A 22438-nucleotide genomic window follows, 5' to 3' on the forward strand; every position below is an offset into this window, starting at 1 on the left:
GCATGTATTAGGCACGCCGCCAGCGTTCGTCCTGAGCCAGGATCAAACTCTCCGAAAAAGTACAAAACCGAAGTTTTGTTTTTCGTCAGCGTTTGACTGACTACCTATGAAGTATCATAGGATTTTTTATAAAAACTCGAATTAACAGGTACGTTTTGTCTTGTTTAGTTTTCAAAGATCATTTTCGTTATCGCTCGTAAGCGACTTTAATATCTTACCATTTTACATCAGTTAAAGTCAAGAACTTTTTTCAATTTCTTTTTTTAACCTCGTTGCTGTTTTGCGGCAACGAATAATAATATACCATCTGGATTCTTTCCTTGCAATAGTTTTTTTAAAAAAAGTTTCATTTTATGAAAAATAAAAAGCGCCATAGATAAAATGGCGCTTTGGTTGATGTATTAGCGGTTTCTCATTTGCGGGAAAAGCAGTACATCTCTGATTGATGGAGAATTTGTTAAAAGCATGATTAATCGGTCGATCCCGATTCCAAGACCACCTGTTGGAGGCATACCGTATTCTAACGCTTCAACAAAATCGTCATCCATTAGATGTGCTTCGTCGTTTCCTTCTTCACGTTCTTTTAATTGAGCTTCAAAGCGTTCTCTTTGATCGATTGGATCGTTTAGCTCTGTGAATGCATTTGCATGCTCGCGGCGTACGATAAACAGCTCAAAGCGATCAGTAAAGCGAGGGTCTTCAGGATTTTTCTTAGCTAATGGAGAAATCTCCACTGGATGTCCGTAAATGAATGTAGGCTGAACCAATGTTTCTTCTACTTTTTGCTCGAAGAACTCATTGATAATATGACCTACTGTCATATTTTTCGTGATTTCAATACCATGATCAGCCGCATGCTGTTTTGCTTCTTCAACAGACATCTCCTGCCAGAAGTCTACACCTGTTGCTTCTTTGACCGCTTCAACCATATGAAGTCTCTTCCATTCAGGTTTGAGATCAATTTCATCTTCTCCATATTGAATGGTTGTTGTTCCTAACACCTCTTGGGCAATATGAGCAATCAGGTTTTCAGTCAGATTCATGATGTCTTTGTAGTCTGCGTATGCTTCATACAGCTCGATCATAGTGAATTCTGGGTTGTGACGAGTTGATACACCTTCATTACGGAATACGCGGCCAATCTCGTATACTTTCTCTAGACCACCGACAATTAGGCGTTTTAAGTGCAGCTCGATCGCAATACGCATATAAAGCGGCATATCAAGTGCATTGTGATGAGTAATGAAAGGACGCGCTGATGCACCACCAGGGATGCTGTGCATTGTTGGTGTTTCAACTTCTAAGTATCCTTTAGAATCTAAGTATCTTCTCATGGATTGAATGATTTTGCTTCGCATGATGAACGTCTGCTTACTTTCTGGATTTACAATGAGGTCAAGGTAGCGCTGACGATAGCGTTGTTCAACATCTTTTAATCCATGATATTTATCAGGAAGCGGTCGAAGTGCTTTCGTAAGAACCTCAAAGCTGGTCGCTTTAATAGAAAGTTCTCCTACATTTGTTTTAAAAACAGTCCCTGTTACACCGATGATATCGCCTAGGTCTGAGCTTTTGAATAATTCGTAAGCTTCTTCCCCTACACTATCTTTACGAACATAGATTTGAATTTGTCCTTCTAGGTCTTGAATATGTGCAAAGCCAGCTTTTCCTTTTCCGCGCTTTGTCATCATACGTCCAGCGATTGTTACTTGAGCCGCTTTTCCTTCTAAGTCTTCTTTAGAATACTCGTCATATTCAGCGATAATTTGCGCAGATTGATGAGAACGGTCATATCGTTCACCGAATGGATCGATACCCTCTTCTCTCATTTTATTCATTTTGTCACGTCTGACCTGGAATTGGTCATTTAATTCTTCGTTATTAAGCCCTTCATTACTCATTTATATCACTCCAATAATGTATTTTGCAGAGAAAAGCAGAAAAACTGCCAGTACATGCACTAGCAGTGAGCTACAAAAAGAAAGATAGTCTTATCCTACTTTTATACTTTGAAGCTCTTTTGCCTCGGCTTCGATCGTAAAGTCATCAAGAACTTGTACAAGCTCCGCTCTCGTTTCACTTTGATTGATTTGATTTCTCACGTCCGCATTGCCTCGGACACCTTTTAAGTACCATGCTGCATGCTTTCTCATTTCTCTGACAGCCACATGCTCGCCTTTCAGGTCAATGAGTCTGTCTAAGTGAAGTTTGCACACTGACATTTTCTCACGCACGTTTGGCTCTTCTTTCAGTTCACCCGTTTCTAAATAATGAACCGTTCGATAGATCATCCACGGGTTTCCTAGTGCGGCTCTTCCGATCATGACAGCGTCCACACCCGTTTCATCAAGCATACGTTTTGCATCTTGAGGGGTTTTGACATCGCCATTGCCGATGACAGGAATGGATACAGATTGTTTAACCTCTTTCATGATATCCCAATTCGCTGTTCCTTCGTACATTTGCACGCGTGTCCGTCCGTGAAGCGCAACCGCTTGTCCACCTGCTCGTTCAACAGCACGGGCATTATCAATAGCAAAGATATGGTCTTCGTCCCAGCCCATTCTCATTTTCACTGTAACTGGTTTGTCTACAGCTTCTACGACAGCAGAGACCATTTCATAAATTTTGTTTGGATCAAGCAGCCATTTCGCTCCTGCATCACATTTCGTAATCTTCGGCACAGGACAGCCCATGTTGATATCAATAATATCCGCTGTGGTATTCTTGTCTACAAACTTTGCCGCTTCGACGAGTGTGTCTTTTTCCCCTCCAAATATCTGAAGGCTCAAAGGCTTTTCCCGTTCATCAATGTATAGCATACCCATTGTTCTTGCATTGTTGATCAGGATCGCTTTGTCACTGACCATTTCAGCGCAGACTAAGCCCGCTCCAAACTCTTTCACCGTCAGTCTGAAGGCAGAGTTGCACACACCAGCCATTGGTGCGAGCACTACTTTGTTTTTAATCTCGATATCTCCGATTTTAAACATTTTTCCCCCTCCTTTCTTCTTCAAGAATTGGCGAAAGTTCTTCCACCGTTATATTTAAAGCATCTGCTATTTGACCAACCAATTGGTTTGTTGGTAATCGATTGCCTCGCTCAATTTCTCCTAAGACAGAGACAGAGATGCCCAGTCTTTTCGCGAACCCTTCCTGAGTATACCCTTTTAGCTTTCGGTATGCACGAATTCTTCTACCCCACATGTCTTTTTCCATATGCTTACACCTTCTTGGTCTGTTACGGCATTTATTTGCACTTCGCCGATTTCTGGGCAAATCTCACTCATCGGAACAAGAACGAATAAACGTTCGTACATTCTAGGATGCGGCACTACAAGTTGTTCTGTTTCAATATTTTCACGATTATAAAGTAAAATGTCAAGGTCAGCCGTTCGCGGACCCCACCTCACTTCTCTTGTTCTGCCTAACTCTTGCTCAATTTTCTGAGTAAGAGACAGTAGTTCCTCTGGACGAAGTGAAGTGACAATTTTCACGGCCATATTTAAAAAATCATCTTGGTTTTCGTAGCCTACAGGTGTTGTTTCATATATCGATGAAATTAATTCCACTTGAACCTCTGGATGTTCGTGCAGTTTTTTGACGGCTTCTTTTAAATAGGTTTCTTTTTTACCTATGTTTGAGCCTAGTGCGATGTATGCCGTGTTATTCATGTGCGTGATCTCGTCATTTCAATTGCAACGGACTGATAGTGACCTGGAATTGGCGGATCTGGCTTGATCACCTTCACTGTACATTCCTGGACTGTCGGAAAGTCCTTTAACACTTGGTTTGCAATTCTTTCTGTCAGTGTTTCAACGAGATTGACCGGCTCACCTTCTACGATGCTTTTGCAGATTTGGTAGAGCTCTGCATAGTTGATCGTCTCATTGAGGTCATCAGTTTGTCCGGCTTTACTTAAATCAAGTGAAGCTGTTAAGTCCACGCGGAATCGCTGCCCTAGTTTGTTTTCTTCTGCAAATACACCATGGTACCCGTAAAATTCCATTCCGTTTACATATACTTTATCGATGATAAGCGCCTCCCTTATTCAGCATGGCATCCATCATTTTTGCCATTCTTGCAATTTCTTTTACATCATGTACACGGACCATCGCACTGCCCTTTTGAATCCCAAGACAGACCGTCGCACCTGTTCCTTCAGTACGTTCTTCAGGCGGCAGATCTAAGACAGCACCAATGAATCGTTTTCGAGATGTAGCTAACAGCAGTGGATACCCAAGGTGACAAAAATGTTCGAGCTCATTCATGACCTTCAGGTTGTCCTCTTTATTTTTCGCAAATCCTACACCTGGATCTAATATGATCATGTCATCGCGGACACCCGCTTGCTGGGCAATTTGGACACTTTCTTTCAAATCGGCGATCATATCTGAAATCAGATGTGTGTAGTTTCGTTCTGGCCGATTGTGCATTAAAATGATTGGGACATTGTGCTTCGCTGCCACATGTGCCATTTGGGGATCTGCCTTTGCTCCCCATACATCATTAATGATGGAGGCTCCAGCTTTCACCGCTTCATCTGCAACACGGGCTTTATACGTATCAATAGAGATGGGTACATCTAATTCTTTTGTGATCTTCTCAATGACCGGAATGACTCTTGAAAGCTCCTCTTCTTCCGAGACAAGTGCCGCTCCCGGTCGAGTCGATTCTCCGCCAATATCAATAATATGTGCCCCGTCTTCTATCAGCTGCGCTGCATGAGCCAGCGCTTTATCTACTTGATTAAACTTTCCTCCATCTGAAAAAGAGTCAGGTGTGACATTTAAAATGCCCATGACTAATGTCTTTTCTTCATAACTAAGGGTATGGTGCTTGGCCTGTATGATTTTAGGCTGTTTTATCAATTGTTGTGTCATTGTGTCCACCTACTCTTTATGGTCTTGACGTTCTTTAGTGTATTGCATTCTTAACTTTGTTGAAATTGTCCAGCTGTTTTTGGGATAGTGGGTTTCTCCAATACCCCTGAAAGGTACAACCCCCTGAACAGAATTGGTCATCCATGCCTCATCAGCAGAAAGCAAATGTGAGACTGGGTATCGCCCTTCCTTTAGCGAAGCCCCCATAGCGCGGAGCGTTTCCATACAGTATCGACGCGTGACCCCATTTAAAATGCCTGTATCAAGTGACGGTGTATAGATCACATCATCTTTTCGCCAAAATATATTCGAGGTAATGCCTTCTGCCACATCATCTTCTTTTGTTAAAAAGATGCCTTCTAACGACGGGTCATTCCCCACTTCTCTTTTAGCGAGCAAGTTGTTCATATAATGATGAGACTTGAGGCGTCTTGGGCCTTCCGGTGTATTTCTTCTCGTTTGAAGAATGACTCCCTTTTTCTCATCCAAAATAGATTCTGGACGGAAAGGAGAAATCATGACAAAAACGACAGGCTCTTCATAAGGATCTGCAGAGAATCCGTTTCCTCTGCCCGCAGAAACATTCAAGCGAATTCTCGCATGGCCGCCGGCTATTTGGTTGTTATTCAGTAAGGTATGAATGATGTCGAGTACAAATGGTTTCTCTATTGTGGATTCGATGCAAAGGTCACGTAATGATTGATTGAGCCTTTCAAGATGCCAATCCAACAGGAAGACTTGTCCTGCCAGGCTGGTAAATGTTTCGAATACACCGATGCCATATAGAAAACCATGATCAAAAGGAGAAAGAGTCGCGTCTTTCTCCTCTATATACTGACCGTTCAGATAAATGATCATGCGTTTACTTCATGCCCCTTTTTACGATAGGTTTCAATGAAATTTTTCAGCATTTCTTTTCCGAAGGACGTCATAATTGATTCAGGATGGAATTGCACACTTTCAATCGGCAATTCTTTATGGCGAATCGCCATGAGCTCGCCTTCCTTTGTGCTGGCTGTTGCGTCAAAGCACTCTGGCAGCGTCTCGTTTTTGACAATTAATGAGTGATATCTCGTTGCAACGAGCGGATTTTGAAGTCCTGTGAAGACACCTTTTCCGTCATGTTTAATCTCTGACGTTTTACCGTGCATTAAGCGCTCTGCTCGAACAACATCCCCGCCAAAGACTTGTGCGATGGATTGATGGCCTAAACACACACCGAAGATCGGAATACTTCCTGCAAAGTGCTTGATTGCCTCCATACTAATTCCCGCTTCATCAGGACTGCATGGCCCTGGAGAAATCATGAGAAAATCCGGCTTGAGCTCTTCGATTTCTTGAATGGTGACTTGATCATTCCGTTTCACGATCAATTCTTCTCCAAGCTCACCTAAATACTGGACCAGGTTGTACGTAAATGAATCATAATTATCAATCATTAAAATCATACTCTGCTCACCTCTAACTCAAAATAGTCTCTTCTTTGCTCAACTGTATTGCTTTTTTCACTGCATAGGCTTTTTTAATGGATTCTTTGTATTCGTGTTTTGGGACAGAATCTATGACGATCCCCGCACCTGACTGCATAAAGGCTTTTCCTTCTGTACAATACGCAGTCCGAATAACGATATTAAAGTGCATATCTTGATTGAATCCAAACCAGCCTATAGATCCAGTATAAAGCCCACGTCTTGTTGGCTCAAGTTCTTCTATGATTTCCATTGTTCTCACTTTTGGAGCACCTGTAATCGTTCCACCTGGGAATACAGCTCTCATGACATCTACCGCGTCACATTCATCACGCAGCTCTCCTTGTACATTGGATACAATATGCATCACGTGTGAATATTTCTCAATCGCCATAAATTCGTTCACTTTTACGGATCCATAAGTAGATACTCGTCCAAGATCATTCCGCTCAAGGTCAACGAGCATCACATGCTCTGCGCGTTCTTTTTCATTTTCAATCAGTTCTTTTGCCAGCGCTTGATCCTCAGCGTCGTCTTTGCCTCGTGATCTTGTTCCAGCAATTGGTCTTGTTTCTAGCTGAGTTCCTTTTTTCTTAATAAGCAGCTCTGGAGATCCACAAACAATCTGGAAGTCAGGCGTATGCAGGTAAGACATATAAGGAGATGGATTCACTTGACGTAACGTTTTGTATAAATCATACGGATGAGTGTGAAGCGGTTCATCTTGTCTGATAGATAAGTTCACTTGGAACACGTCACCGTTTGCGATATATTGCTTAATTTTCTCTACTGCTTCCCCAAAGGTTTCTTCAGTAAAAGGTGCTGCTGGTACAAATTCCGTGGAAGATTCATTGACAGGTGATTGTGCTGATTCTTCAAAAGAGCTTGTCCACTTTCGCTTCCATTCTTCAAGCCTTTGATTCGCTTCACTCATTGGTTCTGCTTCCTCTGTGTGAGTAATCAGCCACAGTGCGTTCTCTTCATGATCAAAAACTGCAACATCGTTAAACACGAGGAAATAAAGGTCTGGTGTTTTAAGATCATCAATTGCCAGCATCTTAAAATGCTCGATGTATCTAGCATAATCGTAGCTTAAAAACCCAATCGCTCCGCCTTGAAAGTCGGGGTATTCGTCGATTGTTTCGGTTTGAAGGGTTTGAAACCAATCCGTAAACGCTCTGAATGGATCACCTTCTTTGAACAATACCTCATCTTGATAATGGATGGTCGTCATCCCATCTTTCCCCTTCGCTTTAGCGATCGAGTGAATACCAGCAATGCTATATGAACCGCCGCGTGCACTTTCTAGAAGCACATGATGTGTTTCACGAGCAGTTAATTGTTCGTATCTTTTCAAGAATGCATCTTTCGTAAAAGGAATTTTGATGCCCATCGGCCTGCGTTGTGTCATGTTATCATCCTTTTTCATTTTCATTAATCTTATTGTAATGCAATCCAATTTATTTAGAAAATAGTATTTGCTTTCCATCTTCAGAATTCATGAAAAAACCCCAGCAAATGCTGGGGTGATTGGTTTAATCAAATTGATAAAGAGGTGTACTGAGGTAACGCTCACCGTTACTTGGGATGATTGCGAGAACCTTTTTCCCTTTACCAAGCTTCTTCGCTGTTTGAAGTGCTGCGTAAATAGCTGCTCCGGAAGAAATACCGCCAAGGATTCCTTCTTCTTTCGCTGCTTTTCTTGCAAGCTCAAATGCATCTTCGTTTTTCACTTGGATGATACCGTCATATATTTCTGTGTTCAGGATTGAAGGAACAAAACCTGCTCCAATTCCTTGAATTTTATGCGGCCCCGGCTTTCCGCCTGATAATACAGGGGAATCTGTCGGCTCTACCGCATAAAGCTGGATCGATGGGATGGCTTCTTTTAGGACTTCACCAGCACCTGTAATCGTACCGCCCGTACCGACACCTGCAATAAATGCATCAAGTTCGCCGTCAAACTGTTCAAGAATTTCTTTCCCAGTTGTACGACGGTGAATCTCCGCATTGGCTTCGTTGCTAAATTGCTGAGGCATGAAGTAACCATGCTCTTCTGCCAATTCTTCCGCTTTTTTGATGGCACCTTTCATTCCTTCTGCACCTGGTGTTAAGACAAGCTCCGCACCATAAGCACGTAAAAGGTTGCGGCGCTCCTGACTCATTGTGTCTGGCATAACCAAAATCGCGTTGATTCCTTTAGCAGCTGCTACCATCGCAAGGCCGATCCCTGTGTTTCCACTTGTAGGTTCAATAAGCGTATCGCCAGCTTTTAGCGTACCTTTTGCTTCAGCATCTTCGATCATCGCTAAAGCAATACGATCTTTGACACTGCTGCCTGGGTTCATATATTCAAGTTTCAAGTAGACATCCGCACTGTCTTCATCTACTAAACGGTTTAATTTAACGACTGGTGTATTTCCTATTAGTTCAAAAACTGAATTTGCAATACGAGCCATCACTAACACCTCTATCTCCGAGTAATTTTATTGTATTAATATTAAATTATCAATTTCAAAAAATTTTGTCAATGCTTTTAGTCCTGCTCGCCATCGTAAAACCATGTGACTTTTGCTTCCTTCCACAGGGTTTTGACATTTGCCTTTTCACCTAGATCTTCCATCGCAATCTGCCTTTTAATCTGATCTTTGACTTCGTCATAGGAGAAAGAGCGGCCATTTAATTTTTCTTTTAACTGAATAATGGCATACCCGTTTTTGGTCTGAATCGGCTCTTTCGTCCATTCATCTGGCTGAAGCTTTTGAGCTTCTTGTATGTATAGGGCTGGGATACTTTCCTGCTCTTCTGTCACAAATCCAAGATCTCCGCCGTATGGTGAGGTGTAACGGTCGATTGAACGTTCAGCCGCTACGGCTTCAAAGCTGGATCCACCTTTTAAATCTTTCAATACATTTTCAGCCTCGTCCTTTGTCTTCACGACAATATGGCGAATGCGGTATGAATCATCATATTGATATAAGTCCTTGTTTTTTTCATAAAACGATTTCGCTTCTTTTTCAGAAACGACGGCATCTCTTGTTAAAAGCTGCTCTAATAAAATTTGATAACGAATCTGTTCTTTCCATTCCTTCTCACTTGTATGTCCATCTTCGTAGAAATTATTAGATACTGCTTTGAGCATAAGCAATTCACGATTGATCTCTTTCGAAGACACGTCCAGCTTGTTTTGCTTGGCAAGCTGATTGACCACCTTCTGATTGATCATTTGTTCAAGTGTTGCCTTTCCGTAGCGGTCTTCCATCTTCTTTAACCATTCTTGACGCGTTACCTTCTCTTTTCCAATCGATGCAATTTCTTCACCGCTCTTCCCGTTAGAAGAAGCCTGTGACATTTGTGACTTTGTTAATACATATGCAATGACAACGGCATTAATCATGAGCAACACGAGGATAAATGTCCATACCACTCTTGCTTTTAATCTCATCTTTCGTCTCCTTTCCATTCTAAAAAGAAAACCCGCTGCTTAGAGCTTAGCGGGTTAATTCTTCACGTAGCTCTTCTAGCTCTTCTTTTGTAAATACATACGTTTCGTTACAAAAATGGCATTGAGCTTCTGCTTGTCCGTCTTGTTCAATCATATCATCAATTTCGGCTTTCCCTAGGCTGATAATGCCATTTGCAAACCGTTCTTTTGAGCAGTTACAAGAAAATTCGACGGGTACAGTTTCTAAAATTTGAGGCTTTTCACCGAGTACTTCTTCTAATATTTCTTCTGGTGTCATCCCTTTTTCAATGAGTTTAGAGATTGGTTCAATGGTTGACAGGCGCTTTTCTAGTCTTTCAATAACAGCATCTTCTGTACCAGGCAGCAATTGAATGATGAAACCGCCTGCTGCGAGAATCGAATTATCTGGATTGACAAGGACGCCTACGCCTACAGAGGAAGGCACTTGCTCAGAAGAAACAAGATAATATGTGAAGTCATCTCCAATTTCACCCGATACGATTTCAGTTTGACCTGTAAAGTGGTCCTTCAGCCCGATATCTTTGACAACACTTAACGTTCCAGATGTTCCGACTGCACGTCTAACATCCAGCTTGCCATGTTCATTTAAGTCAAAGTGAACTTGTGGGTTTGAGACATATCCTCGCACCTGACCTTTTGCATTTCCATCAGCAATAATGGCGCCGATTGGTCCACCGCCTTCTATTTTGACAGTTAGCTTATTCTCACCTTTCAGCATAGCACCCATCATGACGGTTGCTGTCATCGTTCTGCCGATGGCAGCTGATGCAGTCGGCCACGTATGATGTCTTCTTTGTGCTTCGTTGATTGTATCTGTTGTGTTTGCAGCATATGCGCGGACTTTTCCGTCATATGCTAACGCTTTAACTAAGTAATCCATTTGATTTAAACCTCCTATAATACACCGACACGATTACGTTCATAAATGAGCTGCAGTCCTTTTAATGTGAGGAACGGATCGACAATATCAATGCAGTCTGATTCATTTCCAATCAATGTAGACAAACCGCCTGTTGCAATGACTTTCGGTGTTTGTTTGGCTTGCTGCTTCATCCGTTTCACTATTCCCTCGACTTGACCAACATATCCATAAAGGATGCCGGATTGCATCGCACTGATGGTGTTTTTTCCAACAATGTGATCAGGACGGACAATTTCAATTCTCGGCAGCTTCGCCGCTCTTGTATATAAAGCCTCAGTTGAGATGGTAATACCAGGTGCAATCGCTCCACCCATGTATTGTTTTTGTTCATTGATATAACAGTAGGTTGTTGCTGTTCCAAAGTCTACCACAATAAGAGGCGCCCCATATAGATGAATTGCTGCTACTGCATTGACAATTCGATCTGCACCGACTTCCTTTGGATTGTCACACATAATGTTTAATCCAGTCTTCATTCCAGGCCCTACAATTTGGGGTGTTAGGTGAAAATACTTTTCGCACATTCTTTCAAGTGCAAACATCATTGGCGGGACCACAGACGAGATGATAATCCCTTCTATTTGATCAAACATCAGCCCCACATAATCGAATAAGGCCCTAATGGACATACCAAATTCGTCTTCTGTTTTATGACGGCTTGTTTCAATTCGCCAATGGTAGTTTAGATCGCCATTATGATAAACACCTAAAACGGTATTTGTGTTTCCTACATCTATCACGAGTAACAACTTCATCACCACTTTGAATAGTTTCTCAAAAAGAGCATTTTTCGACTTTCTATCATACCATACACGAATTGAGTTCCATTTGTAAACAATTCGAAACCGATCCATTCATGAATCGAAATAAAAAAGCTGCCGGTGATCCCGACAGCTTTCACAGAAGGAGATTAGATCTCCTCATCTTCTTTTTTCTTGATGTTTACTTTCACATCATCGTTTTTCTCTTCGTCATCTGCGTATACACGCTCTGGAAGCTTTCCAGTTTCGTAAAGAGATTTAATTTGTTCAGCATCTAATGTTTCAACTTCTAGAAGGGCTTGTGCGATGATTTCTAACTTATCTTTATTCTCAGTGAGAATTTGTTTCGCACGTTCGTAGCTCTCCTTAATGAAGCGCTGAACTTCTTGGTCAATTTCGTAAGCGATCGCTTCACTATAATTCGGCTCATTGTTGAAATCACGGCCAAGGAATACTTGACCTCCTTGTGATTGACCGAATTGAAGCGGACCAAGTTTATCAGACATACCGAACTCTGTGACCATTCTTCTTGCAATGCCTGTTGCACGCTGGAAGTCGTTGTGAGCGCCTGTACTTACTTCACCAAACGTAATTTCCTCTGCAACACGACCGCCGAGCAAGCCGACAATCTTATCAAGAAGCTCTGGCTTCGTTTGGAAATAACGGTCTTCTCTTGGAAGCATGACCGCATATCCACCTGCCTGACCACGAGGAACGATCGTTACTTTATGCACCATGTCCGCTTCGTCTAAGATAAGACCAATGACGGTATGACCTGCTTCATGGTAAGCCACGATATTACGTTCTTTTTTCGAAATGACGCGGCTTTTCTTCGCCGGCCCAGCGATGACACGGTCAGTCGCTTCGTCGATATCACGCATATCGATTTTCTTTTTGTTTTGACGGGCAGCAACAAGTGCTGCTTCGTTTAGTAAGTTCTCAAGATCTGCTCCAGAGAACCCTGGTGTTCTGCTTGCAATGGCTTTTAAGTTGACTGACTCGTCAAGCGGTTTGTTTTTCGCATGAACTTTCAGTACTTCTTCACGGCCAATAACATCTGGGCGGTCAACCGTAATTTGACGGTCAAAACGTCCCGGACGCAGCAATGCAGGGTCTAGAATATCTGCACGGTTCGTCGCAGCAATGATAATAATACCTTCGTTGGCACTAAAACCATCCATTTCGACAAGAAGCTGGTTAAGCGTTTGTTCACGCTCGTCATGACCACCGCCAAGACCGGCTCCACGCTGACGCCCCACTGCATCAATCTCATCAATAAAGATTAAGCAAGGTGCATTCTTTTTCGCATTTTCGAATAAATCACGTACACGTGATGCACCGACACCGACGAACATCTCGACGAAGTCAGAACCACTGATGCTGAAGAAAGGAACGCCTGCTTCTCCTGCAGATGCTCTCGCAAGCAATGTTTTACCTGTACCTGGAGGTCCTACTAGTAAAACCCCTTTAGGGATTCTTGCGCCAAGCTCCGCAAATTTACGTGGATCCTTCAGGAATTCCACCACTTCTACAAGCTCTTGCTTTTCTTCATCTGCACCAGCAACATCTTTAAATTTCACACGTTTCTTCTCTTCTGTGTAAAGCTTCGCCTTACTCTTACCAAAGTTCATGACTCGGCTTCCGCCGCCCTGAGCTTGGTTCAATAAGAAGAAGAACAGGATAAAGATGATGATAAACGGAATGATGGTTGTCAGAACTTGCAGCCATCCATTTGTTTCAGGTGCTGGTTCTACTTTTACATCTGTATTCTTCAGTGCACTGTAAATTTGGTCAACACCTTGACCATCTGGAACATGGGTAATGAAGAATTGATCTTTCTTCGCGCCATCTAATTGACCACGAATTTCATAAACCCCTCTTACAGGCTGAATGGAGATACTCTCCACTTTTCCCGCACTTAGATTTTGCGAAAATTTGCTGTAAGACATGTTCTCAGGCTTTTGATTTGGGGATCCTAACCAACTAACGACCCCTATCACAAGTAATAAAATAAGTATATAAAAAATCGTATTACGAAAAACCCGATTCATTCCTTACCTCCTCCCACAGTAAGCACAACTATGTTCAATAGTATCATAGAAAATCATTCCAACACAACCAATAACCTCATGTATACGTATGCTGATCAGCCTTCGTAAACAGATGGTTTTAACACTCCAATATACGGGAGGTTTCGGTAACGTTCAGCGAAATCCAATCCATAGCCGACAACAAATGCATCTGGTACTTCAAATCCAACATAATCTGCTTTGATGTCTGCTTTGCGGCCACTTGGTTTATCAAGCAATGTCACAATTTTAATGGAATTTGCTTTACGGTATCGGAAAAGCTCTACCAGATAGCTCAAAGTTAACCCACTGTCGATGATATCTTCCATAATCAAAATATCTCTTCCTTCAACAGAAGTATCTAGATCCTTAATGATCTTTACTTCTCCAGAAGATACGGTAGACTTTCCGTAGCTAGATACATCCATAAAATCAAGTTCTAAATATGTATCAATGTGTTTGATCAGGTCTGCCATGAATGGAAGAGCCCCTTTCAAAACACCAATAGCCAGGGGAAATTTACCATCATAATCGCTGGTTAATGTTGCACCCAGTTCCTTCACTTTTTGCTGGATCTCTTCTTCTGAGATCAAAATCTTTTCAATATCTTGTTTCATGCTTTTGCTTGCCCCCTACAAATTTTCGTGCTGTCTATATTGTAATACAATGAGATCGCTGTTTGTCATATCAATTTCTTCAAAAACAGATTTTTTCAGACCTGGGATCCAGATGATTTGATGATCCGAGTCAGTGACGATCGGCCAGCTGTCTCTTTCTGCAAGAGGCACTTTTTTATCAATAAATATATCCTTCACCTTTTTTGATCCATTCATCCCTTTAAGTTTGATTCGATCACCATTTTTTCGTGAGCGAATGATCAAAGGGAGACGAACATGATCTTTTTGAAGCAAGAAAAAATGATTTCCGTTCCGTGCATCCTTCGGAACATGATTTGATACGACGATAGACTGTCCATTTGGGAGAAAAAGCTCTTCTCCAAGCTCAACCTTTAAGTGAAGAGCATAAGACTGGTCTAATACATGCGATCGTTCAAAGGTAAACATACAGTGATCATAAGACTTGACAGCTTGTAAACCTTTTGGCAAATCTAATGATCCAGACGGTTGATCGGTATGAGATAACCAGTCCAAAGTCCCTAGAATATGCTGGTTTGAAAACGCTGATTGAGTGTTTTCATAAAGATAGTTTAATATTAGTTGAATGCCTCTTCTTTGTAAAGGCAAAGGCAGGTCAAGCAAAGGCTTCGTTTTGATCTCAATTTGCTTAGGCGATTGACTCATTATCACTTGGTTCATTTGTTCCTTTGTTAAAGCCTGCAAGTATTGCTCATCCTCAGTCAGCATGTCACTTACAAACTGAAAGCTTTCATGTACATGAGGTGCCTCTTCTTTTAACACGGGAAGAACGTGTCTTCTTACCCGGTTTCTCAAGTAGTCATCTGTATGATTGCTTTGATCAATGACATAGGGAACATGTTCTTTTTCACAAGCTTTTAGCACGTCGTCCTTAGAGTATCCAATGAGCGGACGAATCAGCCATCCATTTTGAAAAGGACGTTTTGCTTGGATACCCGCGAGTCCTATACCAACAGTTCCTCTCGCAAGTCTCATCAACATTGTTTCTACTTGGTCGTCTCCATGATGTGCAAGCGCTATAAATTGAGCGTTGTATTGCTCCATCAATTGACGAAAGAAAGCATATCTGCACTCCCTTGCAGCTGCCTGTTTGTTTAAGCGGTTTTCTTTTGCATATTGGGTGACCTGTATGCGGGACGATTCAAAAGGGATTTCGTGCTCCTTACAGTAAGCCTCAACAAATGCCAAATCAGCAAAGGACTCTTCTCCTCTGAACATGTGATCTACATGGGCTGCAATCAGCTGATAGGAACCTTTGCGACGCTTGTTAAGTTCATGCAGTAAGAGCATAGAATCCGGTCCGCCGGAAACCCCGACAATGACTGTCGTATTTTCAAGGTAAACATCATGTTTTTTCAAAAAAGATTCAATTCTATTCACAACTTCCTCCTCACAAAGAGCAGGTAATTTAAAGATATACATATCCTATCACTTTCAGTAGCTCCAAGCAAAGAAGAAGCCTGCTTTTTTACAGCTCTACAACAGGAACAAAACCACATATGCACAGTAAAGGGCGAGTACACTGCACACGATAAGAATGGTTTCAAAAAGTCCGCCTGATTTTTTACGTACTGACGTTCTTTTTGCTGCTGCAGCCCGCGATCGTGAAGCCACTTGTTGATTTTGATTAACAGCGGGTTTTGGCGCGTTTTTTTGCTGTTGCTTCTTTTGGCGCGTTTTTCTTGATTCAATCAGCTGTCCTTCTTTCAGCATCGCACTTTTCATGTCTGCTGCTGATTGATATTTACCTTGTAAAGCAGCCTTTAACACCCTTTCATATCGCTTTAATAAAGGATGTCCTTCAATGGCTCGATAAAGCTGCTTTTCTGGTTCTGCCCCTTTTTTGAATTCTTTCTTATACGCACAGTTAACCATCACCATGGCTAGGGCAAATAAATCATAAGCTGGTTCAGCTTTTCGTGAGCCGAATCCCCAATAGCCTCGATCAAAAAACTCGGTATACTCCTTAATTGCCCTGCCCGCTTTTGTCGTTCCTCCCACATCAATGCACCGGATCGTGGCCGGGGGACCAGAAACAATGAGATTATCAGGCTTTAAGTCACCAAAAATCCATCCTTCCTGATGTAAATGAGCCAGGCTAGATAAAAGCTGAATCATCAAAACAACGATCCATTCATCACCCTTTTGTTTCACAAATTCAAGCAGTAATGGGCCTCTGACATATTCCATCACGTAAAAGGAGCGTTTTTGAGGCATACCGGGATAAATCGCATCATCCATATCATAAAAAGAAGGCCCCATGGTTTTCACAGGAGCCTTTGAAAAGGATTTTAATACATTGACTTCAGATGCAATGAGCATACTGTCATCACTCACTTTAAGGGCCGCTTGCCCATGTGGCGATTCGGCCAGATAGACAACACCGTTCGCCCCTTTTCCAAGCTCTTTTACAATACGGTAATGATGGTGGTGCCATTTCCCTTGAATCACCGTGCCTAACGGGATGTTAGAAACCGAATTCATCATCATGCTCTTCCTTTGCTTCAAGTAGCCCTTTACGTGAGCGAACTGACTTGAAATGCTGAAGTGCTTCCCGAAGTGCTGGTCCCGTTGGGGTGATTCCTCCAGTGGTCAGTTTCGGAAAAATAGATGATAATGAATCGAATCGAGGCGTCCAATTCAACACAATTTCAGCATCTGAGTTTTTCCCGGGAAATACACACATCCCAAACTGATTTTCTCCAATTCTTGAATTTAAACTGATGGAAAGGTCGATAAGTGCTTCTTTGACAGTCGGCAGCTTTGGTTTCATACTTGCACTTGTATCAACAAGCACGAGTACTTGAAGGTGAACCGTCTCTCCTAACTCATCAACAACCTCCATTACTTCCCCGCGCTTATCAGGTGGAAGCTCTTCAATTTCAGTGTCTTTGCCGAGTATTTGCTGCAATTCTTTATTCACAACACCTTGTAAGGTTTGTGTCATCGCTTTTTTCGTGACCATTTGTACTGTTTGAGATAATTGCTGGACGTAGACAACTTGATGGATGCCTCCGCCTGCGAGAGCAATCCCCTCTACTTCTTTCATCGCTTCATGATCGTGTCTGTTTTCTTCCATAATGCCAATGACATTGACTGTAATCCCTTGTTCCTTTGCCAATGAGGCAATCGCAAGCGGATCTTCCCCGTGATTTGAGCAGCCATCTGTAATCAATAAGATTTGGTTGACGTGACCTTTTCGCATCTTCATTCCTCCTGGGATTGTAACTGAATGCCTATATCCCCATCATCGCCAGAAGAAATTCATATTATACGATATTTTAAGAAATCTCTTGTTTCTCAAGATAGAATGTACCTGTCGGAATGGAAGCCCATTTTGGTGTGTTGTGGTCGAGCCTGATGACAACAACCGTCATATCGTCATCAATTTGGCCTGCTCTTGTTCGAATGACCTCTTCCATTAATAAATCAGCAATTTCTTGTGGATCTTCTGTTTTAAAGCTTTTCATTTTCCGTTTCACCCACAGATCATGATTTTCAATATGCTTTGGCCCTTCAAAAATGCCGTCACTCATCATAATCAAGAGATCTCCTGCTTTCATCTGTTCGCTCACAACCTCGACTTCGAATTCATCAATAATGCCAATCGGCAAGTTGCTTGCTTGTACCTTCATCACCTGATCACCCCGTTTAATAAAGCTGGGTGTTGAACCAATCTTCAGGAACTTACAGCTTGCATCCTGTAAATCAATAATCGATAAATCCAATGTTGAATAGATCTCGTCCGTCGTTCGTAAAGATAAAATACTATTAATGGTTTTAATCGCTACTTTTTCATTGATACCTGACGCCAATATTTTTTCTAACAGCTTAATCGTCTCATTGCTTTCAAAATGAGCACGTGCTCCGTTGCCCATTCCATCACTAATAGCTGCGGCATACTTGCCTGCTCCAAGCTCCATCATGCTGTAGCTGTCTCCAGATACCAGTCCTCCGCCTTTTGCTGCATGTGCCACGCCTGTAGCCACTCGATATGATTTGGCAGAGCCAAATACAACGTGACAATAGCCTGTTGGATGCTCTGCACACTGCTCTGCTTTGACTAAAATCTGTTCTTCTAAAATATCTGAAAGCATTGGAGCAATGATTTTTTCACATTCCCCATGCCCTTGGCAATATGGGATTCTCATTTCAATATCGACATTTCCCTGCTCCAAGCTATAGATTTCTACTTGCTGAATTTCAATACCAAAGTGCTGAAGCGCTTCTATCATCTGCTCTTCTTGAATAAAATGCTGTTCTCTTTCTCGTTTTATTTCCCGGGAAAAATCCTCCATCACTTGTGAGACACCCATCAGCTGTTCAGCCACAAGACGCCTGCTGTCTTGGACTTTTTTCTTCAGTGTCTGGTTGGCTTTATAGTAAGCGATCTCCTCTTCAATCAATTCCTCGACATGTTTTGATTTTGAGCAGTGCTGACTAAATTTCTTTTTCAATTTTCGGTTATGCTCATACGTTTTTTCATCAGATTCATGCATAACTTGTTTCATTAGTTCATAGGTTGTATCAAAGTTCTGCACCCAGCATTTATTTTTCTTATAGCACGTTTGACAGGATCGTTCTGTGATCGTACTTAAAAAAAGATCTACATCCTCTTCCTGCTTCTTCTCTTCAGGAATGGATTCGTAAAATGTCGCAAAACTCTCAGACAGCGCATGAAATACATTAGAGAATTGGTCTACCTTTTTTGCTGTCACGTCTCGTACTTTCCGAGCATATTGCTGCTGTTCTTGTACATGTTCTACCGTACCAGGAATGTATTTCGCTACCTTGGAGGTGACTGATTGTGGCGTGAGCAAAAAAAGTGCAACCGCTATAAGTGATTCATACAATGTGGTCATGAGACCTGCTGACCCTTCCCCATACAGTGAAATGAGTAAGGAACCCACAATTAAGCCGATGGCCGCCCCTGCTTTCTTCCCTTCTTTCAGCAATCCGCCTAATAAACCTGAAAAGGCAAGAAGACTCATCTGATAAAGGTTTCCAATGTTGGCGAGACCGAGAATTAATCCTGTCACGACACCGACCGTACAACCAATACTGGCTCCGCCAATAAAAGCAAAGGTCAGCACTACATAACGTGACAAAATATGCTCTGCCTGCATCCCTTGAAAAGAGATCCCAGCAAGTCCAGTTAAAACTGAGGCAATTAAAATCATAAAACAAATAATTTCTTCGACCTTTAAAGAGTGTTTAATTTTCCTGACTGTAAAAATCGGCAGGCTTTGAAGAAAAATCAGTGTCAAAATGAAGGCAAGTCCTGCTTCGACACCCGCCATGACGTAATCATAGCTTTGCACAGCACCTTGCTCTAGGTAAACAAATGCTCCTCGGGTGATCAGCATCGAGAGAACAATGACAACCGGTAATGTTTTCACTGGGTCTTTAATGATGAAAGAAACCACCTTTGACATAAGGAGAAACATAAGTAGCGATGCAAACACAAACAATGCATTTTGAGGTGATATCGTCATCGCCCCAGCGAGTAAAGCGAGACAAGCAAGCATTGCCTTATCTCTTTTAATAAGCAGCATGGAACCAAAGAAAGGCAGAGCAAACGGCATAATTTCAGATAATATAAAGGCTCGTCCCAATAAAAAGCCTAGAACAACATAAATAAACCCTTTATAGAAAAAAAGAGAATGCGTGTGATGAAGAAACAGGTTTTTCAATTTTTTTAACCCTGCACTGATTCTTTCAAACCCCGCTCCTGTTAAATCAGTTCTTCTTTCTAGTTTTTCCATCTTCTCATCCCCCACCTGATATTCGTTGCTTGTCATTATAGCGAAGGTGAAAAAGAAATTTTGTCAAAAGAAGTTGTCGTTTCCATAAAACGTTCGACGCTTTATTCGTCAAAGAGGCATACTTTCATGAAAGTCGATGTCTTTCATCAGAATTTTACGAAAGCACAAAAAAACAGCTTTCCTATAGAAAGCTGTTTCGAAGATGACCCGTACGGGATTCGAACCCGTGTTACCGCCGTGAAAGGGCGGTGTCTTAACCGCTTGACCAACGGGCCTTGCTTTATGTTCTAGTTAAAAGGATAGCGGCGGAGGGGATCGAACCCCCGACCTCACGGGTATGAACCGTACGCTCTAGCCAGCTGAGCTACACCGCCATAATGATAATGCGCTAAGAAGCACAAGAACTATAATACAAAGGATTCGCTTGTCCGTCAATAGAAAGTTTTAAATTAAATGACGAAATCTCAAAAAATGTAGGATAGGTCATGAAAAAAAGCACCTGCTGAACAGCAGATGCTTTGTTGTAAAAATATATAGAAAGCAGCAACAAGTTAACCTCTTCTTGCTCCGCGCCCCCCACGTTTTGATTCCGTGTTACGTTTTAAAGATGTTAAGCGATCTTCGCTATCTTTTAAGAATTTGTTCATTTTTTGTTCAAACGATTCCTTCGGACGGAAATCATTTCTGCTTGGTCTTGATTGTTGTTGAGGACGATCTTTTGCTTTTTTAATGGACAAGCCGATTTTACCGTCTTTTTCAACGTTAATCACTTTCACTTCAACTTGTTCACCGACTTTTAAATGCTCATTAATATCTTTTACATAGTTATCGGCTACCTCACTGATATGAACGAGACCAGTTGAACCGCCTGGCAACTCCACAAAAGCTCCAAAATTTGTAATGCCCGTAACTTTCCCTTGTAACTTGCTGCCAACTTCAATCGACATAAAAAAAGTGCTCCTCCTTAGACTTATAAAAAAATCTCATTTGTTCAATTATACATAAACTGAATTTTAAGTGTCAACAAGGCTAATCGCTCTTATTGCCCACATCAAAGATTTTTTCGCCTTTTTTGGACATATAATAGTCCCGTCGTGCCAGTTCGAGTACGTATTCCTTGCTTTTCAGCTTCTTAATTTCATCAGAAATATCTTCCTGCTTTGTTTGTAATTGCTTCAACTCTTTTTCGAGCGCAACCTTCTTCTCTTCTTTTTCCTTTAGTGAAGACGATTGCGACCAGAGGGCACTTGTCACCAAGACAGCAAACATGAGCACGATCACACCAAACACGGTAAGCCTTCTAAGGAGTCCGCGACGTTTGCGTTTTAAGCGCTGTGCTTGCTGTTCCATTTGTTTTTGGTAATCATTTTGAATTTGTGCGATATTTCTTTTTCTCTTGTTCAAGGTTGAAGGCCTCCTCTCTTACTTTGTCCAGAATTGTTTCCATTTCGTTTTGATGGTACCAGATAATTTCTTGGCCCCTTGTAAAATTCCTGCTCCTTTTGAGAAAAACAATCTCATTGATGTTCGCCATTTTTCGGGAATCCGATGAATAATGGTCACATTGAGTAACCAGATGAGCGGATAACAAACAATCGACAGCACCTTCCACACGAGCCGAAACGTAAAACGAACTAGACGTAAGAGCGAGTGGAGCAAGAACAGAATAGCACTTATGACCAATGTGATCATCCAGCGGATCGGCTGGAAGACAATCGACATGACCAGCCTTTTCAGGAAGAGAACGGTCTGATATACACACATCATGATAAACTTGAGAATCTTGAGATACAGCTGTTTCATCAATGCCTGATACATCGAGAAACCTAGAGCAACGGCTAGAAAAATATAAAGCCTGAATTCTCCCTCATTTGTCAGCAGCAGGACGTAAAAGAATAAGAGACCCTGCACCATCCAAAAAAGGAGATCGTGTATAGCCAAAAGCCATTTTGCTGTTTTTTCCCGGTTCACAAACAGCTTGTACGTATCAAGCGATGCGCCCAGCCAGATGCCCATCGCCGCCATGGAAAGCATCGTATAAAACTGGACTGTCAGCGTCATTTAAACAGCTTGCTAAAAAATCCTTTAGCTTTCTCCCCGTGCTGCTCATCAACATAGATTAAATCAAAGACACGCCCTTTGATCGACACAACGCCCTTTTCGACGTCTAGATTCTTCATTTGCAGATTTTCTCCGCGGATGGCGAGAATCCCCATGACCGTCTCTAGCAGAAATTCCTCACTATCAAAGCTTTCCACTTGTTTGACACCAGTGATATCTAAATGCTTTCTGTTTCGCATTGTGACATTGTGCTCAGCGTCTGATGACAGCTTCGTGCCTTGAGGTTGATTATAATATTGATTCATTTATACATCCCCCATATCTCATACTTGCATGTTACTGCATTGTATGTGATAAGAGGGTCA

The 22438-nt window shown here is 41.9% G+C and carries 22 protein-coding genes, 2 tRNA genes and 1 pseudogene; all 25 read right to left on the reverse strand.

The window, feature by feature from the left end:
* Positions 1 to 401: 401 nt before the first annotated feature.
* Positions 402 to 1901: a lysine--tRNA ligase gene (lysS, locus tag C9414_RS18520; protein WP_107164243.1), complete on the reverse strand. Its 1500-nt coding sequence runs from the start codon at positions 1899 to 1901 to the stop codon at positions 402 to 404.
* A gap of 90 nt (positions 1902 to 1991) precedes the next feature.
* Positions 1992 to 2993 (reverse strand): tRNA dihydrouridine synthase DusB, encoded by a 1002-nt coding sequence (gene dusB, locus C9414_RS18525; RefSeq protein WP_073980042.1) that lies wholly within the window; start codon positions 2991 to 2993, stop codon positions 1992 to 1994.
* Positions 2986 to 3219 carry a helix-turn-helix domain-containing protein gene (locus C9414_RS18530; protein WP_024425661.1) on the reverse strand — a complete coding sequence of 78 codons (234 nt, stop codon included), beginning with the start codon at positions 3217 to 3219 and terminating at the stop codon, positions 2986 to 2988. Before C9414_RS18530 ends, dusB begins: the two co-directional genes overlap by 8 nt.
* Positions 3171 to 3674 carry a 2-amino-4-hydroxy-6-hydroxymethyldihydropteridine diphosphokinase gene (gene folK, locus C9414_RS18535; RefSeq protein WP_107164244.1) on the reverse strand — a complete coding sequence of 168 codons (504 nt, stop codon included), beginning with the start codon at positions 3672 to 3674 and terminating at the stop codon, positions 3171 to 3173. Before folK ends, C9414_RS18530 begins: the two co-directional genes overlap by 49 nt.
* Positions 3671 to 4033 (reverse strand): dihydroneopterin aldolase, encoded by a 363-nt coding sequence (folB, locus tag C9414_RS18540; protein WP_024425659.1) that lies wholly within the window; start codon positions 4031 to 4033, stop codon positions 3671 to 3673. The genes folK and folB overlap by 4 nt, the downstream gene beginning before the upstream one ends.
* Complete coding sequence (folP, locus tag C9414_RS18545; RefSeq protein WP_024425658.1) at positions 4026 to 4883, reverse strand: dihydropteroate synthase; 858 nt, start codon at positions 4881 to 4883, stop codon at positions 4026 to 4028. Before folP ends, folB begins: the two co-directional genes overlap by 8 nt.
* A gap of 9 nt (positions 4884 to 4892) precedes the next feature.
* The gene (gene pabC / locus C9414_RS18550) at positions 4893 to 5741 is read right to left on the reverse strand and encodes an aminodeoxychorismate lyase (protein ID WP_107164245.1); all 849 of its coding nucleotides are present in this window, start codon (positions 5739 to 5741) and stop codon (positions 4893 to 4895) included.
* The gene (gene pabA / locus C9414_RS18555) at positions 5738 to 6331 is read right to left on the reverse strand and encodes an aminodeoxychorismate/anthranilate synthase component II (protein ID WP_024425656.1); all 594 of its coding nucleotides are present in this window, start codon (positions 6329 to 6331) and stop codon (positions 5738 to 5740) included. The genes pabC and pabA overlap by 4 nt, the downstream gene beginning before the upstream one ends.
* Before the next feature lie 13 nt (positions 6332 to 6344).
* Complete coding sequence (locus tag C9414_RS18560) at positions 6345 to 7763, reverse strand: anthranilate synthase component I family protein (RefSeq protein ID WP_107164246.1); 1419 nt, start codon at positions 7761 to 7763, stop codon at positions 6345 to 6347.
* A 124-nt stretch (positions 7764 to 7887) separates the two neighbouring features.
* The gene (gene cysK / locus C9414_RS18565; RefSeq protein ID WP_024425655.1) at positions 7888 to 8811 is read right to left on the reverse strand and encodes a cysteine synthase A; all 924 of its coding nucleotides are present in this window, start codon (positions 8809 to 8811) and stop codon (positions 7888 to 7890) included.
* A 77-nt stretch (positions 8812 to 8888) separates the two neighbouring features.
* Positions 8889 to 9797, reverse strand: a complete 909-nt coding sequence (locus C9414_RS18570; RefSeq protein WP_047202025.1) for a peptidyl-prolyl cis-trans isomerase — start codon at positions 9795 to 9797, stop codon at positions 8889 to 8891.
* 46 nt (positions 9798 to 9843) lie between these two features.
* Positions 9844 to 10719 (reverse strand): Hsp33 family molecular chaperone HslO, encoded by an 876-nt coding sequence (gene hslO, locus C9414_RS18575; protein ID WP_024425653.1) that lies wholly within the window; start codon positions 10717 to 10719, stop codon positions 9844 to 9846.
* 14 nt (positions 10720 to 10733) lie between these two features.
* Positions 10734 to 11510: a type III pantothenate kinase gene (locus C9414_RS18580; protein ID WP_039175940.1), complete on the reverse strand. Its 777-nt coding sequence runs from the start codon at positions 11508 to 11510 to the stop codon at positions 10734 to 10736.
* A gap of 161 nt (positions 11511 to 11671) precedes the next feature.
* Positions 11672 to 13573 carry an ATP-dependent zinc metalloprotease FtsH gene (gene ftsH / locus C9414_RS18585; RefSeq protein ID WP_047202024.1) on the reverse strand — a complete coding sequence of 634 codons (1902 nt, stop codon included), beginning with the start codon at positions 13571 to 13573 and terminating at the stop codon, positions 11672 to 11674.
* Positions 13574 to 13668: 95 nt separating this feature from the next.
* On the reverse strand, positions 13669 to 14208 hold the full coding sequence (hpt, locus tag C9414_RS18590) for a hypoxanthine phosphoribosyltransferase (RefSeq protein WP_008357399.1): 540 nt from the start codon (positions 14206 to 14208) through the stop codon (positions 13669 to 13671).
* Positions 14205 to 15627: pseudogene (gene tilS / locus C9414_RS18595) on the reverse strand (tRNA lysidine(34) synthetase TilS). The gene hpt and the pseudogene tilS overlap by 4 nt, the downstream one beginning before the upstream one ends.
* Positions 15628 to 15723: 96 nt before the next feature.
* Positions 15724 to 16731: a serine/threonine protein kinase gene (locus C9414_RS18600; protein ID WP_107164255.1), complete on the reverse strand. Its 1008-nt coding sequence runs from the start codon at positions 16729 to 16731 to the stop codon at positions 15724 to 15726.
* On the reverse strand, positions 16715 to 17452 hold the full coding sequence (locus tag C9414_RS18605; RefSeq protein ID WP_034325063.1) for a vWA domain-containing protein: 738 nt from the start codon (positions 17450 to 17452) through the stop codon (positions 16715 to 16717). The genes C9414_RS18600 and C9414_RS18605 overlap by 17 nt, the downstream gene beginning before the upstream one ends.
* Positions 17453 to 17528: 76 nt before the next feature.
* Positions 17529 to 20012, reverse strand: coding sequence for a stage II sporulation protein E (gene spoIIE / locus C9414_RS18610; protein WP_107164248.1), 2484 nt, complete (start codon positions 20010 to 20012; stop codon positions 17529 to 17531).
* Between the two features lie 203 nt (positions 20013 to 20215).
* Positions 20216 to 20287, reverse strand: a tRNA-Glu gene (locus C9414_RS18615).
* Positions 20288 to 20312: 25 nt separating this feature from the next.
* Positions 20313 to 20386 (reverse strand) — tRNA-Met (locus C9414_RS18620).
* A gap of 177 nt (positions 20387 to 20563) precedes the next feature.
* Positions 20564 to 20959 carry a S1 domain-containing RNA-binding protein gene (locus tag C9414_RS18625; protein ID WP_008357409.1) on the reverse strand — a complete coding sequence of 132 codons (396 nt, stop codon included), beginning with the start codon at positions 20957 to 20959 and terminating at the stop codon, positions 20564 to 20566.
* Positions 20960 to 21041: 82 nt separating this feature from the next.
* The gene (locus C9414_RS18630; RefSeq protein WP_003217952.1) at positions 21042 to 21416 is read right to left on the reverse strand and encodes an FtsB family cell division protein; all 375 of its coding nucleotides are present in this window, start codon (positions 21414 to 21416) and stop codon (positions 21042 to 21044) included.
* Positions 21417 to 21434: 18 nt separating this feature from the next.
* Complete coding sequence (gene yabQ, locus C9414_RS18635; protein ID WP_039175923.1) at positions 21435 to 22073, reverse strand: spore cortex biosynthesis protein YabQ; 639 nt, start codon at positions 22071 to 22073, stop codon at positions 21435 to 21437.
* Positions 22070 to 22378 carry a sporulation protein YabP gene (gene yabP, locus C9414_RS18640; protein ID WP_024425646.1) on the reverse strand — a complete coding sequence of 103 codons (309 nt, stop codon included), beginning with the start codon at positions 22376 to 22378 and terminating at the stop codon, positions 22070 to 22072. Before yabP ends, yabQ begins: the two co-directional genes overlap by 4 nt.
* Between the last annotated feature and the right edge of the window lie 60 nt (positions 22379 to 22438).

It is taken from the genome of Bacillus sp. Nf3 (genome assembly GCF_003028545.1).
Lineage (GTDB): Bacteria > Bacillota > Bacilli > Bacillales > Bacillaceae > Bacillus > Bacillus safensis.

What these genes read in the sequence shown, in the direction of transcription:
- C9414_RS18605 (WP_034325063.1), bottom strand. Translation starts at nt 17,452, where the DNA reads ATGCGAAAAGGTCACGTCAACCAAATCTTATTGATTACAGATGGCTGC.
- cysK (WP_024425655.1), bottom strand. Translation starts at nt 8,811, where the DNA reads ATGGCTCGTATTGCAAATTCAGTTTTTGAACTAATAGGAAATACACCA.
- dusB (WP_073980042.1), bottom strand. Translation starts at nt 2,993, where the DNA reads ATGTTTAAAATCGGAGATATCGAGATTAAAAACAAAGTAGTGCTCGCA.
- spoIIE (WP_107164248.1), bottom strand. Translation starts at nt 20,012, where the DNA reads ATGGAAAAACTAGAAAGAAGAACTGATTTAACAGGAGCGGGGTTTGAA.
- ftsH (WP_047202024.1), bottom strand. Translation starts at nt 13,573, where the DNA reads ATGAATCGGGTTTTTCGTAATACGATTTTTTATATACTTATTTTATTA.
- C9414_RS18625 (WP_008357409.1), bottom strand. Translation starts at nt 20,959, where the DNA reads ATGTCGATTGAAGTTGGCAGCAAGTTACAAGGGAAAGTTACGGGCATT.
- C9414_RS18600 (WP_107164255.1), bottom strand. Translation starts at nt 16,731, where the DNA reads ATGAATTCGGTTTCTAACATCCCGTTAGGCACGGTGATTCAAGGGAAA.
- pabA (WP_024425656.1), bottom strand. Translation starts at nt 6,331, where the DNA reads ATGATTTTAATGATTGATAATTATGATTCATTTACGTACAACCTGGTC.
- hslO (WP_024425653.1), bottom strand. Translation starts at nt 10,719, where the DNA reads ATGGATTACTTAGTTAAAGCGTTAGCATATGACGGAAAAGTCCGCGCA.
- hpt (WP_008357399.1), bottom strand. Translation starts at nt 14,208, where the DNA reads ATGAAACAAGATATTGAAAAGATTTTGATCTCAGAAGAAGAGATCCAG.
- C9414_RS18530 (WP_024425661.1), bottom strand. Translation starts at nt 3,219, where the DNA reads ATGGAAAAAGACATGTGGGGTAGAAGAATTCGTGCATACCGAAAGCTA.
- C9414_RS18560 (WP_107164246.1), bottom strand. Translation starts at nt 7,763, where the DNA reads ATGACACAACGCAGGCCGATGGGCATCAAAATTCCTTTTACGAAAGAT.
- yabQ (WP_039175923.1), bottom strand. Translation starts at nt 22,073, where the DNA reads ATGACGCTGACAGTCCAGTTTTATACGATGCTTTCCATGGCGGCGATG.
- pabC (WP_107164245.1), bottom strand. Translation starts at nt 5,741, where the DNA reads ATGATCATTTATCTGAACGGTCAGTATATAGAGGAGAAAGACGCGACT.
- C9414_RS18570 (WP_047202025.1), bottom strand. Translation starts at nt 9,797, where the DNA reads ATGAGATTAAAAGCAAGAGTGGTATGGACATTTATCCTCGTGTTGCTC.
- yabP (WP_024425646.1), bottom strand. Translation starts at nt 22,378, where the DNA reads ATGAATCAATATTATAATCAACCTCAAGGCACGAAGCTGTCATCAGAC.
- folK (WP_107164244.1), bottom strand. Translation starts at nt 3,674, where the DNA reads ATGAATAACACGGCATACATCGCACTAGGCTCAAACATAGGTAAAAAA.
- lysS (WP_107164243.1), bottom strand. Translation starts at nt 1,901, where the DNA reads ATGAGTAATGAAGGGCTTAATAACGAAGAATTAAATGACCAATTCCAG.
- folP (WP_024425658.1), bottom strand. Translation starts at nt 4,883, where the DNA reads ATGACACAACAATTGATAAAACAGCCTAAAATCATACAGGCCAAGCAC.